Annotated in this window: 12 protein-coding genes; 3 read left to right on the top strand and 9 right to left on the bottom strand. The window is 46.8% G+C overall.

From position 1 onward, the window contains the following. Window positions 1–79: 79 nt before the first annotated feature. Window positions 80–1,300, bottom strand: coding sequence for a threonine/serine exporter family protein (locus L1D44_RS17175; protein ID WP_239892550.1), 1,221 nt, complete (start codon window positions 1,298–1,300; stop codon window positions 80–82). 211 nt (window positions 1,301–1,511) lie between these two features. Here L1D44_RS17175 and L1D44_RS17170 point away from each other — a divergent pair, with 211 nt between their 5' ends. From L1D44_RS17170 to L1D44_RS17160, 3 genes are all read left to right on the top strand, one after another. After that, on the top strand, window positions 1,512–1,910 hold the full coding sequence (locus L1D44_RS17170) for an MAPEG family protein (RefSeq protein WP_239892549.1): 399 nt from the start codon (window positions 1,512–1,514) through the stop codon (window positions 1,908–1,910). Window positions 1,911–2,148: 238 nt separating this feature from the next. Further along, on the top strand, window positions 2,149–4,455 hold the full coding sequence (locus L1D44_RS17165) for a YgiQ family radical SAM protein (protein WP_239892548.1): 2,307 nt from the start codon (window positions 2,149–2,151) through the stop codon (window positions 4,453–4,455). 109 nt (window positions 4,456–4,564) lie between these two features. Further along, window positions 4,565–4,906: a YkvA family protein gene (locus tag L1D44_RS17160; RefSeq protein ID WP_239892547.1), complete on the top strand. Its 342-nt coding sequence runs from the start codon at window positions 4,565–4,567 to the stop codon at window positions 4,904–4,906. 40 nt (window positions 4,907–4,946) lie between these two features. Here the strand turns inward: L1D44_RS17160 and lpxL are convergent, their stop codons facing one another. From lpxL to L1D44_RS17120, 8 genes are all read right to left on the bottom strand, one after another. Further along, complete coding sequence (gene lpxL / locus L1D44_RS17155) at window positions 4,947–5,876, bottom strand: LpxL/LpxP family Kdo(2)-lipid IV(A) lauroyl/palmitoleoyl acyltransferase (protein ID WP_239892546.1); 930 nt, start codon at window positions 5,874–5,876, stop codon at window positions 4,947–4,949. 138 nt (window positions 5,877–6,014) lie between these two features. Further along, window positions 6,015–7,883 (bottom strand): methyl-accepting chemotaxis protein, encoded by a 1,869-nt coding sequence (locus tag L1D44_RS17150; RefSeq protein ID WP_239892577.1) that lies wholly within the window; start codon window positions 7,881–7,883, stop codon window positions 6,015–6,017. Between the two features lie 132 nt (window positions 7,884–8,015). Beyond that, entirely contained in the window at window positions 8,016–9,080 is a 1,065-nt protein-coding gene (locus tag L1D44_RS17145) for a porin (RefSeq protein WP_239892545.1), read from the bottom strand. Window positions 9,081–9,223: 143 nt separating this feature from the next. Continuing rightward, on the bottom strand, window positions 9,224–10,186 hold the full coding sequence (locus L1D44_RS17140) for a formate dehydrogenase subunit gamma (protein WP_239892544.1): 963 nt from the start codon (window positions 10,184–10,186) through the stop codon (window positions 9,224–9,226). Between the two features lie 113 nt (window positions 10,187–10,299). Further along, window positions 10,300–10,890, bottom strand: a complete 591-nt coding sequence (locus L1D44_RS17135; protein ID WP_220769177.1) for a molecular chaperone TorD family protein — start codon at window positions 10,888–10,890, stop codon at window positions 10,300–10,302. Next, on the bottom strand, window positions 10,890–11,435 hold the full coding sequence (locus tag L1D44_RS17130; protein ID WP_220769183.1) for a 4Fe-4S dicluster domain-containing protein: 546 nt from the start codon (window positions 11,433–11,435) through the stop codon (window positions 10,890–10,892). The genes L1D44_RS17135 and L1D44_RS17130 overlap by 1 nt, the downstream gene beginning before the upstream one ends. Before the next feature lie 10 nt (window positions 11,436–11,445). Continuing rightward, the gene (locus L1D44_RS17125) at window positions 11,446–13,659 is read right to left on the bottom strand and encodes a molybdopterin-dependent oxidoreductase (protein ID WP_239892543.1); all 2,214 of its coding nucleotides are present in this window, start codon (window positions 13,657–13,659) and stop codon (window positions 11,446–11,448) included. 206 nt (window positions 13,660–13,865) lie between these two features. Further along, window positions 13,866–14,831, bottom strand: a complete 966-nt coding sequence (locus tag L1D44_RS17120) for a LysR family transcriptional regulator (protein WP_239892542.1) — start codon at window positions 14,829–14,831, stop codon at window positions 13,866–13,868. Window positions 14,832–15,232 lie beyond the last annotated feature (401 nt).

Below are 15,232 nucleotides of genomic sequence, written 5' to 3'. Positions count from 1 at the left end.
TCTACTTTAGTTGAAAGCGATGTGGCGCAATAAAAAAGAGCGCAAATGAGCGCTCTTTTTTATTCATTACCGTTAAGCCTTACAAGGTCCGTCTTGGTGGTACGGCGACGTTGGCGAAGATCAGTCCTGCGACAATCGACATAAAGATTAAGAAGATTTGTGTCCCTAAATGGGTTTGATTAAATATTGTCTCACCCAAAATCAGCGTATTGAGTCCGATATAGGTTTTACTGCCCGGCACCAAGATAACGATGCCTTGTAGCAGTGCGATAGACGCGGGGGCCTTCATCCAGCGAGCAAAGAGGTTTGAGTATACGCCGACAGCGAGTGCACCAAAGAATATTCCAATAGACTCGCCAAAATAGAGGCCTCCGAGCATGGCAGAGAAAAAAGCGACTGTACCAGCTAATATTCCCCATGGTGAGTCTTTCATTCGCGCCCTGAATATAATCACCAATGCCATAGATAAGATAGGTACGGAGATAAATACCGCCCACTGAGGAAGTGCTTCGGGGGGAATGTAAGTGGTCTCACCAAATAGTGCCTTACCAATAGCCATGCCTAAGATCACTCCAAAGTAGAGCTTAAATAGCAGCATGAAGGCATCCATGACCCTCGCTGTGCCAGAGATGAGATCGCGCGCGGCAAGTTCGGCGAGCCCTAAGGTGAGGGCTAGGCCAGGAATAAAGATAATAATCCCAGACAAGATAACCACAGGAATGTTGACTGAGGGATCGATGCGTGCAATCGCAAAGGCGGCAATCGCACAGAGGATTGCGGCAAGGGGCTCTAACATCTCGGCCATCGATTTAGAACGTTCGGCACTGAAAACCAGTCCGTAAACCATCAGGCCTAACATGCCAGACCAAAATACATCGTTCCAGCTGGTGCCCATCAACATGGCAAAGGCGCCAGCCGAGATCCCAAAGGCCAGTAGCGTTAGTTTGGTGCCGTAAGGGTTAGGTTTATTAGAGATCTCTTCAAGACGCTCAAGTGCTTCACTTAAGCTGCGTTGACCGGACATCAGCTCTTCGACTAATTCATCGGTACGAGCCAGTGAGCCAAGATCTAGCTCGCCGGGCTTCACGCGGGCAACGTGATTGTACTCTTGGTCTTCATCATGTTGCAGTACAAAGGTCATCGCCGTTGGCGAAATCAAGAAGTACCCTTCAATGCCAAGTACCTTGGAGACACCTTGCAGGTGGGCTTCTAGGCGGTAGGCTGGCGTGCCAAATTTATGCAAAGCCTTACCAAGCCTGATGATGAAACGGCGCTTTTCTAAAAACTCTTGATTATCCACTATCTTACTTCGCTATAGGTGACTTCAGGATGATTTACTAGATGAAACAACTGCTTATTATTATTTTTATCGGTTGTTCGACGCAGATGCTTGCTTGCCATGTTTTGACGAGCGCATCTTAACCTATTTGAGCTAAAAAAGTTGCCATTTATTTACATAATGTTCTGCAATTGTAATGCTGTGGTTTTATGTTTATAGAATAGGAGAGCAAATGCCGCTATTAATATCAGGACTGTATCTCAGCCTCAGTGCGCTGCTTATGGTGGTTTTGACCTACCGAGTGATAAAGCAAAGACGTTTACATAAAATCGGTATCGGCAATGGGGGAAACGATGCCTTGTTGCTGGCACAGCGGGTACATGCGAACTTCTTAGAAAATGCGCCCATGACGCTTTTATTACTGGTTATCGCTGAAGCTAACGGTGCGAGTGCATCAGTCTTGCACCTATTTGGTACTGTGTGGCTAGTGTCGAGATTGATGCATGCCATAGGCTTGACTCAGGGGAGAGGGGGTTACCACTTTGGCCGATTTTGGGGCGTGTTGATGACATGGGTGGTCATCATTGGGCTGGTGGCAATTAACTTATTCGCTTTCATGACTCATCTATAGCGTTTGCATCTGTGCTGATTTACTGTAATGAGGGGGCTAATCAAGGCTAAACCCCAGCCCCATAATACCCACAGCCAAATTATGGGTTAAAGGTCTATACTAAAAAAAGCGCTAATTTGATGTTTTTTTAGTCACACCTAGCAGGCGTAGCCTGTTATACTCCGCGTCCCCACTGTGAGAGTAACTTGGGGCGCGAAACCTGCGTCATTTTTTGTATTTCAGTTAGGCTGCCTAATCCATGCAAGTAGAATCCACCTTATTTACCTTTCCAAAGTATCGCTCAGAGCTGACAAAGCCTGCGCCATTTTTGCCTATGTCTCGTAAAGAGATGGCAAAGTTAGGTTGGGATAGTTGCGATATCATTATCGTAACGGGCGATGCCTACGTGGATCATCCAAGTTTTGGTATGGCGGTTATTGGCCGTATGCTCGAAGCCCAAGGCTTTAGAGTGGGTATTATTTCCCAGCCCGACTGGTCTAGCAAAGAAGACTTTATGAAGTTAGGTAAGCCTAACCTCTATTTTGGTGTAACTGCGGGTAACATGGACTCGATGATCAACCGCTATACGGCTGAGCGTCGTATGCGTCATGATGATGCCTATACCGCCGGTAATGTTGGCGGCAAGCGTCCCGACCGTGCCGTAACTGTCTACACCCAGCGTTGTAAAGAAGCCTTTAAACAGGTACCTGTGGTGATTGGCGGGATCGAAGCGAGTCTGCGCCGTATCGCCCACTACGATTACTGGTCCGATAAAGTGCGCCGCAGTGTAGTTTTAGACGCGAAAGCCGACATCTTGATTTACGGTAACGCCGAGCGACCTCTGGTGGAGTTTTCTCATCGTTTGGCGGCTGGCGAGCCTATGTCACAGCTGCACGATATCCGTGGTACAGCGGTTATTCGTAACGAGCCTCTGCCTGAATGGAAGGGCGTGGATTCACGCAAGCTCGATCAACTACACAAGATTGACCCTATTCCGAATCCGTACGGCGCCGATGATGTGGGTTGCAAAAACCTATCTGGGCCGACGGATGAGAAGATCTTCGACAATGATGCACCTAAGGCGATCAGTGTCCAGCCTCCAAGACCTAAGCCATGGGAGAAGACCTATGTCATGCTACCAAGCTATGAGAAGGTGTCTGAAGACAAATACCTGTATGCCCATGCCTCGCGTATTTTGCATCAAGAACAAAATCCAGGTTGTGCGCGAGCGCTATTTCAAAAGCACGCAGAACGCGCCATTTGGGTGAATCCACCCGCTTGGCCACTGAATACTGATGAGATGGACGGCGTGTTCGATCTGGCATACCAGCGCGTACCGCATCCTTGCTATGGCAAGGAGAAGATCCCTGCCTACGATATGATTAAGACGTCTATTAATATCATGCGGGGCTGCTTTGGTGGCTGCTCTTTCTGTTCGATCACCGAACATGAAGGGCGGATCATTCAGAGTCGCTCGCAAGACTCTATCGTTAAAGAGATCAAAGATATTCAGGACAAGGTGCCGGGCTTTACTGGGGTTATCTCGGATCTGGGTGGCCCAACGGCCAACATGTACCACTTAGGCTGCACTAGCGTAAAGGCCGAGAGCACCTGTCGTCGCTTATCCTGTATCTTCCCGTCGATCTGTGGTCACTTAGATACAGACCATCAGGCGACTATCGACCTGTATCGCGCCGCCCGTGATATTCCGGGGATCAAGAAGGTATTGATCGCTTCTGGGGTGCGTTATGACTTAGCTACAGAAGATCCACGCTATGTTAAAGAGCTGGCGACTCACCATGTTGGCGGTTATCTGAAGATTGCTCCAGAGCATACCGAAGAGGGGCCGCTGAGCAAGATGATGAAGCCGGGAATGGGCACCTATGACAAGTTCAAAGCCCTTTTCGATAAGTACTCACAAGAGGCGGGTAAGAAGCAATATCTGATCCCTTACTTTATCTCGGCGCACCCAGGTACTACTAATGAAGATATGGTGAACCTGGCATTATGGTTAAAGGCTGAGAAGTTTAAGCTTGATCAGGTGCAAAACTTCTACCCATCGCCAATGGCGAATGCGACAACGATTTATCACACTGAGCTTAACTCGCTTAAAAACGTTAAGCACAATAGTGAGCAGGTTACTGTGCCGAAGAAAGGACGTCAGCGTAAGTTACATAAGGCCTTGCTGCGTTACCATGACCCAGCTGGCTGGCCGCTTATTCGTGAGGCCTTGATTGCCATGGGCAAGGAGAAGCTGATCGGTAATGGTCCAAATTGCCTAGTCCCAGTAGAGACGCGCCAAGAACGTGAAGCTAACCGCAGCAATAAGAAGTTAAGCGGCAAAGACGATGGTAAAGCTAAGAAGGCCTTTACCCGTCACTCAGCAGATCAGTTTGATGATCGCAAATCAGGTAAGAGTAAGTCGGGTGGCAATAAAGCGGCTGGCAATAGACCGGGTCAGAATAAAGCAGGGCAAGGCAAGCCAGCGCAGGGTAAGCCGGGCCAAGGCGGCAAGCGCCCTCCTAAAAAGAATGCCTGGGGCACCACACCTAAGCACCAAAGGTAAAATTGGGCTAGCCAAACAAGCGTCCAGAGCAGTAGCGATAAGCTGGCTGTAGCTAAATAAACTAAAATAAGGGAATATCTATGATATTCCCTTTTTGTTGGGCAGGATCATGACTGAAGAAACGAATGGCACTAACGAATATAGCGATGAGAGTTTTTGGCTAAAGGTAAAACTATTTGCCAAGAAAGCGGGTCGAGAAGTGATAGAGAACGCGCTGTGTCTCTATTATGCGGCCAAGCGTCCAGACACGCCTAAATGGGCTAAGACTGTGATTTTTGGTGCGCTAGCCTATTTCATCTCGCCGATTGACGCCATTCCTGACTTAACTCCTATCATGGGGTTCTCAGACGATCTCGGCGCCTTGGCAGCGGCATTAGCCATGGTATCTATGTATGTCGATGATAACGTAGAAAACCAAGCAGCCGAAAAGTCAGCCACTTGGTTTGATTAGTTTGCTCTTTGAGTTAGAGCACAACGCTTAATAGGAGAATTTAATAAAGAGAGGCTTCACCATCGGGACGATTCTTAAAGCGTCTATGTAGCCACATGTATTGGCTGGGCGCGTCCATAATCGAAGCTTCAACAATCTTATTGATAAAGCGTGCGCCGGCATTTTCATCGCCTTTAGGGAACTGATCGATTAATGGCTCTTTGATGGTTAAGGTGTAGTGGCCATTATCGTCGTTACGCACCATCACAATAGGCACAATCGCACAGTCAGAGCCTTCTACCAATATACTAGTACCCGTCGTGGTACAGGCATTTTCTACCGCAAATAGCGGCGCAAACGTCGAACGACGGCGACCATAGTCATGATCAGGGGCGTACCACATAAACGCACCATCATTGAGTGCTTCCAGCATAAACTTAACGTTCTTACGATGGATCAGCGTGTGGCCACCACGAGAGCGCCCCTTTAATTGGAAGTAGTCGAAGCAAGGGTTGTTGTTAGGGCGATACACCCCCATCCCAGAGTTATAGAGTCCAAATGCTCTACCACCGAGTTCAAGGTTGAGCGAATGCACCGCCACCAACAGAGCGCCGCGTCCTTCGGCCTTTAGCTTGTCGATATGTTCCAAGCCCTCAACGGTCATGTGCTTCGCTACGCGAGCCTCTGGCCAAAACCAGGCCATACCTGTCTCGAACAGTGCCAGTCCGGTATTTTCAATATTTTGCTTAACCAGCTGTTCACGCTCGGCATCACTCATCTCTGGAAAGCAGAGCTCTAAATTACGTTCGATAGTTTTGCGACGCTTTTTCATAAGGCCGATGGCGATACGTCCTAGCGCTTTACCCATACGAATTTGGATGGAATAGGGCAATAAACTACAAAGATAACTGATACTTACTATTATTAGCACGCCCCAGTATTTAGGGTGAAGCAATGCAATTGAAAATCTGGGAGCTGTGTACTTACTCATAACGCGGTGGTGTTTTTATTAAAGATAAGGTGGTGATTAGCTGATTATACTCGATTGGAGTTGGTTCGGCGCTGCTTATCTGCTTTTTCAGCTCTATAGCAAGAGGAATTGCCGCAGCGTGACTGCGGCGGAGGAAGATTAGTTTAGCTTGAATTGATTCACGATAAGCTCAAGCTGGTGGTTTGCTGTTGCTAGGTTGACCGTTTCTCGACTGGTGCTTTCGCCGTTTATTGCCAGTTCACTCGCCATTTCACTGATCGCTGACATGTTGCGAGTGATTTCGCTTGATACTGAACTTTGCTCTTCAGCAGCTGTTGCTATTTGTGTGTTGAGATCATTGATCTGATTAACAGAGCTGCCTATCTCATCGAGATCGTTAGCCACCTTTTCCGTCGTATCTGCGGTTTTTAGACAGGTATTTTTAGTTTCACTCATCGATAATATAGCAGCGTTAGATGCAGCTCTGAGCTTATTCAGAGTGAGCTCTATTTCCGCTGTGCTCGACTGAGTTCTTGCCGCGAGGGCACGCACTTCATCTGCGACCACGGCAAACCCTCGGCCTTGCTCACCAGCTCGTGCAGCTTCTATTGCAGCATTGAGTGCCAACAGATTGGTTTGATCTGCTATCTCACCAATCACTTTCAGTACTTGGGTGATATCGCTGGTGTCTTTATCGATTTGCGCTATGTTGGCAGAGGTGTTTTCTACCTCACGAACCAGCTGAGCAACCGTATCTGTGGCTGCTGCAACAACGGCTTTAGAGTCGAGGGTTTGTTGGTTTGTCATCTGGGTAAAAGAGGCGGTTTCAGCCCCATTTCGAGCCACGTCGTTGGCGGTGGCACTCATCTCTTCGACGGCGGTGACAATCTGCTCAGTCTCTGTTGTGTGGGCGGATAGAATTGAGCTGTTAGCCTCGGTCTCATTTCTTAAGCGTTCAACACTGCTGGCAATGTGGGTTGATGATTGCAGCACTTCAAGCATCATCTTTTGCAGGCTTTCTATGAACAGATTGATCCCCGCAGAGATCTGCCCGAGGTCGTCATCATTATTGACGGCTAAGCGCCGGGTCAGATCACCATTGCCTTTTGACAGTTCAATCACCATCTCTTTGAGTGATAAAATCGGACGATAGAGTACCATCAGCACGCCGAGTAAAGTGCTAATTGCCAGCGCGAGCATGATTGCCGAAGATATGATGGCGCGATAAAGCGCTTTATCTACTGCGGCATAGGCTATCGATTTATCTAAGGCGACAAATAAATACCACTTTTTGCCGTTGACCAAATTAATGGCTTTGGAAAAGGCGAGCTTATCTTGGCCGCCCAAGGTGTATTCTTGCATAACCTCATCATGAGCAAGCAGCTTTTGTTCTACTTGTGCGAGGCCAAAGTCTGAAAAACGGCTACCGCTAACTATTTTTTTCGATTCTGACGCTAACACCTTACCGGTCTGATCTGTGATTAATACAACAGCGCCCGGGTATTGAACGGACTTTACTGTCTCGGCCAAATAGGTCAGTTCGATATCACCGAGCACAACGCCATCACCGAGATTTTTGATGATTGAAATAACATTGTGTCCCGTACCATCATCGACATAAATATCTGTAATATCAAGGTTGTTAGTCGATTTCCCTTGGGTATACCACGGACGAGTTCTAGGATCGTATTTTGCGGCGATGGCTTTACCATTAATCCACTTGTCGTTGGTTTCGGTTGAATAGGCGCTACCGTCATCAAAACCAAAGTAGATCCTCGCAACACCGCCAACATCATTCGCTATCTTAGCGGCATTGGCGTAGTTATCGTGGTAACTGCCCATTTGATAATGTTTTGCGAGGGCATCAATTGAGCTCGCCTTCTCTTGAAACCAGCTTTCAATTTTACTGGATTCATAGTTGGCGACGTCGGTGAGTTTTTCATTGGTACTGGCAATGGTGCTTTGCTTAAGCTCAACATAGGACAAGTAGTTTGAGATGAGTAGGCAAAGAGCGACTAAGGTAACCATTGACGCAATTAGCGATTTTTTAAATCCTAACAAAGGACTATCTCCACAGTAGGGCAGAAATAAAAGAGGCCTAGTCGGCCTCTTGAAGTGGGAGCTAAAAATGTGAACTTATAGGCAGACCGATACGTTAGCTTAGCCGTGCCAAGTTAGGTTGAAGTCGTATCTAAAGCCAATGGTGACGGCATGGTCGTTGTCACGGTTATCATAGCTTTTATCTAAGTATTCAAGGTGCACACGAACGTTATCTAATGGATTCCATTCAAGTGTGGTGTTGAAGCCGTCATAGTCGGCAGAAGTGTTATCTTTGATACCATCTTTAAACTGGAAGTAGCCGAGTTTAATTTTGTAGTCATCGAAAATAGGATAAGCTAACGCGGTATCTAAGGTGCTGCCGCTACGATCTTTATTCATGCTGCCAGCATCATAGTTATATTGTTTATCTTGATAGCTTACGGCAAGGTACAGATCGTTACTAAAGGTATACGCCACGACGCCACCTACAGTCTTATCGTCACCTTCGATCCCTTGCAGATCGGTTGTGTTTTGAGTGACATAACCTAAACCAATATGCAGTTGGTCGATGTCATAGCCGACACCGACGTTCACCATATCGGTGGCATCATCACCGTTATCACCATCAAATTGAGCGCCTGCCATCCAAGTGAAGTCACCGGTAACAAGCTGGTAGGTCACGAAGTTATCGACAAAGAATGGACTTTCATGATCGTAAGCAAAAGGGCTGTTGCCATGGTTAAAGATATCCACATACTCGGCCACCAAGGTGTACTGTGCTGGGCGTTGCTTACCTATGCCGACTTGGCCATAAGGTGAGGCGATAGCGGCATAGGCTTGGCGTGCCTTACCAAAGTTACCCGAGTTGGCTATATCGACGCTCCATTCACCTTGAGCGATCGCTGTCCAACCGTCTGCGAACTCTGTGCTAGCCTTAATCCCCACCCGAGAAAGAGCATCACGCACATCCCAGGTCTTATCATGGCTATCGTCGAGGTAGCTCAATGTTGGGCGAATAGAGCCATAGAGGCTCACTTGGCTATTTTTGAACTGTGATGGCGTGGTATTGCCTTCGAGTTTGGCGATACGCGCCTCAAGTTCTGCATTGGTGGCAGAGTCAGCGGCATAGGCATTGACGCAGCAGAGGCTAACGGCAATCGCCATCAGTGATTTAAATGTGTTCATGAGTGTATTTCCCTATATTTCGGCTGCAGCAAGTCGCCCTCTCTAAAGGCTAGAGTTGGTGCAGAACGAATAAATGTGATTGTGTTAACTGCTCACCAGCTTGGGGGCTGGTGAGCAGGTGGTACAGTTTTAGCTGGAGTGAATTACTTCAGCTCTTTGAACCAGAGGTTGTGGTGCTGTTTAGCCCAGTTTTCATCGCAATAGCCAGAGGTCATGTTGGACATGCCACCTTCTGACATTACGGTTGCCATAAAGATGTGAACCACTGAGAAGGCGGTGATGATAATGGTTGATACGATATGCACTAACAGCATGGTATTGGCTGTGTTCTTGGTGACAACGAAAGTCTCTGGGTACATCATGGTGAGTCCAGAGATCACCATTAGGCCGCCAAATAGGGCAAAGACCCAGAACCATAGTTTTTCACCGGCATTGGCAAAACCTGCATCAGGGTGATGTTTCTTACCCGTGTTGAGATAGCCACCTAATACCGCAAACCACTTAAGGTCATAACTGGCTGGAATTTGCTTCGGTGCCCACATTAAGATCATCAGTATGTAACCTAAGATGAATGGGAACGCCATCAGCTCGTGCAGACCGCTCGACAGCCCTACTAGTGACGCCCAGCTAGATTGGTTCATGCTTGGCTCTAGGTATAGGCGGCCACCTGCTAGTACTAAGCCGGTTAGGATTAAGAAGATACAGGCGATGGCACCTAGCCAGTGCACACTGATACTTAAACCCGACCAACGCTTAATTAACTTGCCAGAGAAGCCATCATCTAAGCGTGAAATACCATTGATTACGATGAAAATGATAAACAATGCGATAACGGCAAATAGGCTGGCGTAGACCAAAAACGCGATGGTGTCAGTCGCAGCTAAATAACCTAAAACGGTTTCGTTGGCATCTTCAGGGAGTGATGCGGGCAGTTGTAACTGAGGATCAGTAGGCATGCCGCGTAACTCTGGAATATCGCCAGCGATAGCTTCGACCTTAATGGGTTGCCACTGCTGTGGCTGCAAGCTTGCTTCATCAGCCATGGCGGCCGTTGAAACAAACAGGCTGATCACAATAAAACTTAACCATTTTATTGCTCTGTTCATAGGTAACTCCTTTGGCGACTTAGGGTCGCCTCTTTTGGCTTTCTTGTGCATCGCTCATTAGATGCTGCAAGAGAGCCTGATCCTGATGTGTAATAGAATGATTTGATGTCAGTCTATTCATGCAGTTGTTTAGTGATAAAAAGTTGCAACTCAGTGGCAAATTCGCGCCAAAAATTGAGACTGGCATGCTGCTTAATGCCTTCGCAGAATGGATTAATCCATAGCCCTAGGTGCTTATTAACAAACTCATCTGCCATGGCATCCAGTTCGTTGGCGGCATCTAGGTTCTCTGCTTGTCGTTGCTCACTTGCAAGGGCGTGCACACAGTAAAGAAACTCCAATTCGTTACCGATAAAATCGGCAGGTTCATTGAATTTATCGTCGATGACTAAACCTATCTGTTGATAGAAGTCAGCCACTTCGACAGTTTCATCTGTGTTCATGACATGGTTTCCGCTGCGGTATACGCCCTCGTAGGGTGCAACTAACAGCTTATATGGGCCGATACACATGCGGTTGAAGTCAAACTCCAGCTCGGATGGGTCTTCGACAAACCGCTTAGCTTCAGCCAATAGTGGACTCTGTGGATTGCTCGATTCTAGGTAAGCGATTAATCCGTTAAGTGCTTCTACTTCTGATGGAAAGAAGATCATCGATTTAAAGGCAAAGTAAGCCGTTGCCATCGGACCATATTGGTTTGTCATTATGCGCGTTCCTTAATAATCACCATGTTAGGTTTCGTGATGCAGTCGCCGTAACCAATGCCCTCTTTGCTGGCAGATGGCTTCTTAAGCACCTCGTCAATGTTGCCCACTTGGATACACTCCACTGGGCAACCGTGGACGCACGCAGGCTGCATACCGCGATCGAGTAACTCGACGCACATGTTGCACTTATCTGCCTTACCGTCGTCTTCACGAATGCTGACAGCAGAGTAAGGGCAAGCGCTGGCGCATAGACCACAACCGGTGCACTTCTCACGATCTAACACCACAATGCCATCATCACGTACGTGGTAGGCTTTTGCAGGGCAAACCATCAGACAAGCTGGGTTTTCACAATGCATGCAAGAGTGCGATAGCCACACATCGATGGCACCGTCATCACGCTTTACTTCATAGCGGTCGACTTTACGGAAGCGGTGGTTCTCTGGTAATTCATTGTGAATTTGGCAAGCCACAGTACAAGCACCACAGCCGACACAGTTTTCTTGTCTGAAGACAAAGCCTACTCTTTTGTTCATCGTCATCATTTACTCCTTAGGCTTTTTCTAGCGCGACATTGGTCGAGTGGTAGGCCGAACAGCCGCCCATATCGGTTAACTTGTCGGTGGTTAAGTTGTTGGTACAGCTAGCTTTGCCGTATGGATCCATGCGGCGCCAGTTGTTCTTCGGTGCCATAACGGTACCGCGGCCAACTTGCCCTGAAACCTGCGCGGTGAAGAATGCTTCACCTCGGTGGTTGCTGAGTCTCACTCTGTCGTTATTTTTAATGCCTAACTCTTTCGCATCTTCGGTATTGATCTTGGCCAAGTATGCAGGGAAGTTACGGATGTATTTAACGTTGTAGAAGGAGCTGTTAGCGCGCTGCGGAATTGCAGGAGATAGCATGCGGAATGGTAGCTTCTTCTCTTCAGGGATCATCTCGTCTTCAGGCAAGCCGAAGTCGATAACGGGGTGGTAGCCCGCGTCTTTCATCATTTGCGAGTAGAACTCGATCTTGCCACTGTCCGTTTTATATTTACCATCGCCAAAGTAAGGACGTTGATCGTAGACGGTGACAAATTTGTCTTCGATGATCTTCTCGTAGGTGATGTTGTTGTGTCTAAATGCAGGTTCGTCAGTATCAAGGAAGTCGCGTAGGATCTGCTCGTAATCGACTCGCATCTCTGGGTGATAATCTAGCCCCATGTGCGCCGCTAACTCTTTAAAGAAGATCCAGTTATCTTTAGATTCACCTAAAGGCTCGATCACTTTCTCAGAAGTTTGCATGTGATAGCAGTTGTAGTCGGTACCCATGTCTGGGAATTCAAACTGCGTGGTTGATGGCACGATAATATCGGCAAGTTCAGCGGTATCTGTCATTAAGAAGTCATGTACCACCAGGAATAGATCATCACGCATTGCCCCTAGGCGACAAGCATTTGAATCTGGTGCAACCGAGACAAAGTTACCGTTATAGTTAATCACGGCTTTAATTGGCTTGATCGGTTTGCCGTAAGCCGTTGGATTGGTTGGATGAATCGCTTTGGCGATCTCAGTCATGTTCACGTGACCAACGGTATCGCCGTTAGGGTGAATATGGTCTGCACGGCCTTTAGAATAGTTAAGGCTGTCATCGGCTTGGGTATTATCATAGATAAAGCCGTTACCAATCTTACCGTATTGACCCGCGACTGCGTGCATCATGGCGATGGCGCGAGACATACGTGCACCGTTGTAGTTACGCTGCATACCGTAACCTAAACGAATGACAGAAAGCTCTGATTCACCATAGACTTTGGCAAACTCGAACATTTTCTCTCTCGGAACACCGGTAACTTGCTCGATCTCGTCATAGCTCATCTCGTCGAGACGCTTGAGCAGATCTTCATAGCCAAGGGTGTTGGCTTCGATAAACTTCATATCGGCTAAGTCGTTATCGACAAGGTATTTCATGATACCCGTTGCGAGATGCGTATCGGTACTCGGCTTAGGCTGTAACCAGATGTCAGCTTGAGAGGCGATAGGCGTACGCATTGGGTTAACCACTAACAACTTAGCGCCTTTGTCACGTGCTTGGTTAATAAACTTGATGCCGTGAACGTTAGTGGCAGTTTCGTTTTGACCCCAAGAGATATAGCAATTGGTGTAAATGTTGTCGTATGGATCGGGTCCTTGGTAAGTACCTGTAACAGACTTTAGACCTTCATAAGCGGCGAAAACACACACTTTACGATCGAGCTTACGAGCACCGACTGCGTTAAAGAAACGGCTAGGTCCGCCGTATTTACCGATAACGCCTTCGTGGCCCGAGTAGCTGTATGGCAAAATGGAGTCAGCGCCATGCTCTTTAATGATCTGTTGTAAACGGCTCGCAATTTTTGCATAGGCTTCATCCCAGCTAATGCGGCGCCATTTACCTTCACCTTTTTCACCCGCGCGTTCCATCGGGTGCAAAATGCGATCGGCTGCATAGGTATACTGCACGTAGGCATGGCCCTTAACGCAAGGAGATGTCCCCATTTTTTTCATCTCGGATGCGCCTTCGACATAAGTCATACGGCCATTTTGTACAGTAAACTTCAATAGGCAACGGTCGGCACAGTTTCGCTGACAAGTGTGATAAACGATTTTTCCTTCTCGTTTTAGTAGCTTGTCCGGTGCACCACCGCGTTCAGTTGCATTGGCAATGCCTGGCATTAAGCCAGACAAGGAGCCGACAACAGAACTGGCTCCAACTCCCTGCAGGAAGGTGCGTCTGTTAATTTTCATATGTTTTCCCCATCTTGATAGTGTTAATTCACTATTTATTTTTGTAGCAAAGACGACATTAATATTGCTCAGCGAGTGGGCCTGCTTCAGGCGTAGCGGGTACTCACTGGATTACACACAATTTTTATTTTTAAAACTCCTCTAACTGCAAACTCAGAACTCCCATCATTCTGGGTTCGACTTTCCCTATTGATTGAAACTAAACACTAGTCTTCACTGGCTAGACGCCACTCTCTCTCAAGGCCGCAAATAAGCTTAGATTTAACCCAGTTAAATGCCGCCGAATGGTTGGTATTACCAAACAATACATAGTTACCAATTTCGCGGTTTTCTCGGCGACGAATTCGACACTTTTGCGCTAACTCTTCGGGCAATTTGACGTAATCGATATCGGGTAGCATATTGACGAATTGACGGGTGAACTGATTACAACTCAGAGTAATGGCATCGCTTTCACTGAGAAGGCGCATGGCCGAAGCTAAACTGTCGGTGTAGCCTTCAACTTCCATACACAGATCTTTTTCTCGACATAGGTTGACCAGCAGTGGGCAGCTGAGATCATCGTAGTTATCGATCTCTAAGCAGGAGTAACGGGAGAGGTTTTCGAGAGTGATTGCTTGGCTTAAGACTGGATGATTGCGTCTAGCGAGAATATAAAGGCTATCGGTTTCACTAAACATTTCGTAGTTGAGGTTCTTACCGTTAAAGCCCTCATAGACGACGATAAAATCCATATCACCATTGGCCAACTCTGTGGTGCAGTCATGGGTGAGAACTCGGACATCGAACCTGAGATTTGGCGCTTCCGTTAAGATATCGTTGCGCACCACTTTTTGCACCGCATAGACAAACTCATCGTAGGCGTGGATAACAAATTGCCCTCCCGATTCAGCTGGGGTGAATACCGAGTGTTGCATCTCTATTTTTTGGTACTGCTCCACGAGACTCTTGGCCATCGGAATGAGTTGGTGAGTTTTTTCTGTGGCAATAAAACCGGAGCAGCGTCTTATAAAGAGTGAATCTTTAAATGTGTCTCTTAATATTTTTAATGTACGGCTGACGCCAGATGCTGTCATGCCTAATTCATTTGCAGCCTGATGACTTTGACCATGTTCATATATAGCAATAAATACTTTTAATTGGTTGTAATTTAATTGGTCTATTTTGTTCACGGTGAATTCCGGCTGAAATATATTGGTTAATATAATCTATATATGAGTTTTGATATGCAGTGTTGTAAGTCACATTTTTAATAAGCTTATTTTTGTATATTTGATATGGCTCTCGTGTTTTACATTTTAATTTTAGCAAATTGCAGTTTGTGATATTTGCTATAGATATATCTGTAAACAGTTTTGTGAAAGGGGTAGTTGTTATTAAGTGGAACGATAGTACAGTTTGTTTAGAGAGGCGTGTCTTGGTAACTAATTGTTTTTTGGCGCTTTCTTATTGCACTGTGTGATTTGTGTATTATTTTTAATTCGTGACACTTAGATGTTTAGCATTGTTTTTTAGATTGGGTTTATTGTTTTTTATGGATGAAAAACCATCTTCAGATTTTATTTCATAAAAT

Source organism: Shewanella sp. Isolate13, assembly GCF_022398325.1.
Lineage (GTDB): Bacteria > Pseudomonadota > Gammaproteobacteria > Enterobacterales > Shewanellaceae > Shewanella.
This window is presented reverse-complemented; position numbering and strand designations above follow the sequence as displayed.

Coding starts and splice junctions, on each gene's coding strand:
- L1D44_RS17170 (WP_239892549.1), top strand. CDS start 1,512: ATGCCGCTATTAATATCAGGACTGTATCTCAGCCTCAGTGCGCTGCTT.
- L1D44_RS17165 (WP_239892548.1), top strand. CDS start 2,149: ATGCAAGTAGAATCCACCTTATTTACCTTTCCAAAGTATCGCTCAGAG.
- L1D44_RS17160 (WP_239892547.1), top strand. CDS start 4,565: ATGACTGAAGAAACGAATGGCACTAACGAATATAGCGATGAGAGTTTT.
- lpxL (WP_239892546.1), bottom strand. CDS start 5,876: ATGAGTAAGTACACAGCTCCCAGATTTTCAATTGCATTGCTTCACCCT.
- L1D44_RS17150 (WP_239892577.1), bottom strand. CDS start 7,883: ATGGTTACCTTAGTCGCTCTTTGCCTACTCATCTCAAACTACTTGTCC.
- L1D44_RS17145 (WP_239892545.1), bottom strand. CDS start 9,080: ATGAACACATTTAAATCACTGATGGCGATTGCCGTTAGCCTCTGCTGC.
- L1D44_RS17140 (WP_239892544.1), bottom strand. CDS start 10,186: ATGAACAGAGCAATAAAATGGTTAAGTTTTATTGTGATCAGCCTGTTT.
- L1D44_RS17135 (WP_220769177.1), bottom strand. CDS start 10,890: ATGACAAACCAATATGGTCCGATGGCAACGGCTTACTTTGCCTTTAAA.
- L1D44_RS17130 (WP_220769183.1), bottom strand. CDS start 11,435: ATGACGATGAACAAAAGAGTAGGCTTTGTCTTCAGACAAGAAAACTGT.
- L1D44_RS17125 (WP_239892543.1), bottom strand. CDS start 13,659: ATGAAAATTAACAGACGCACCTTCCTGCAGGGAGTTGGAGCCAGTTCT.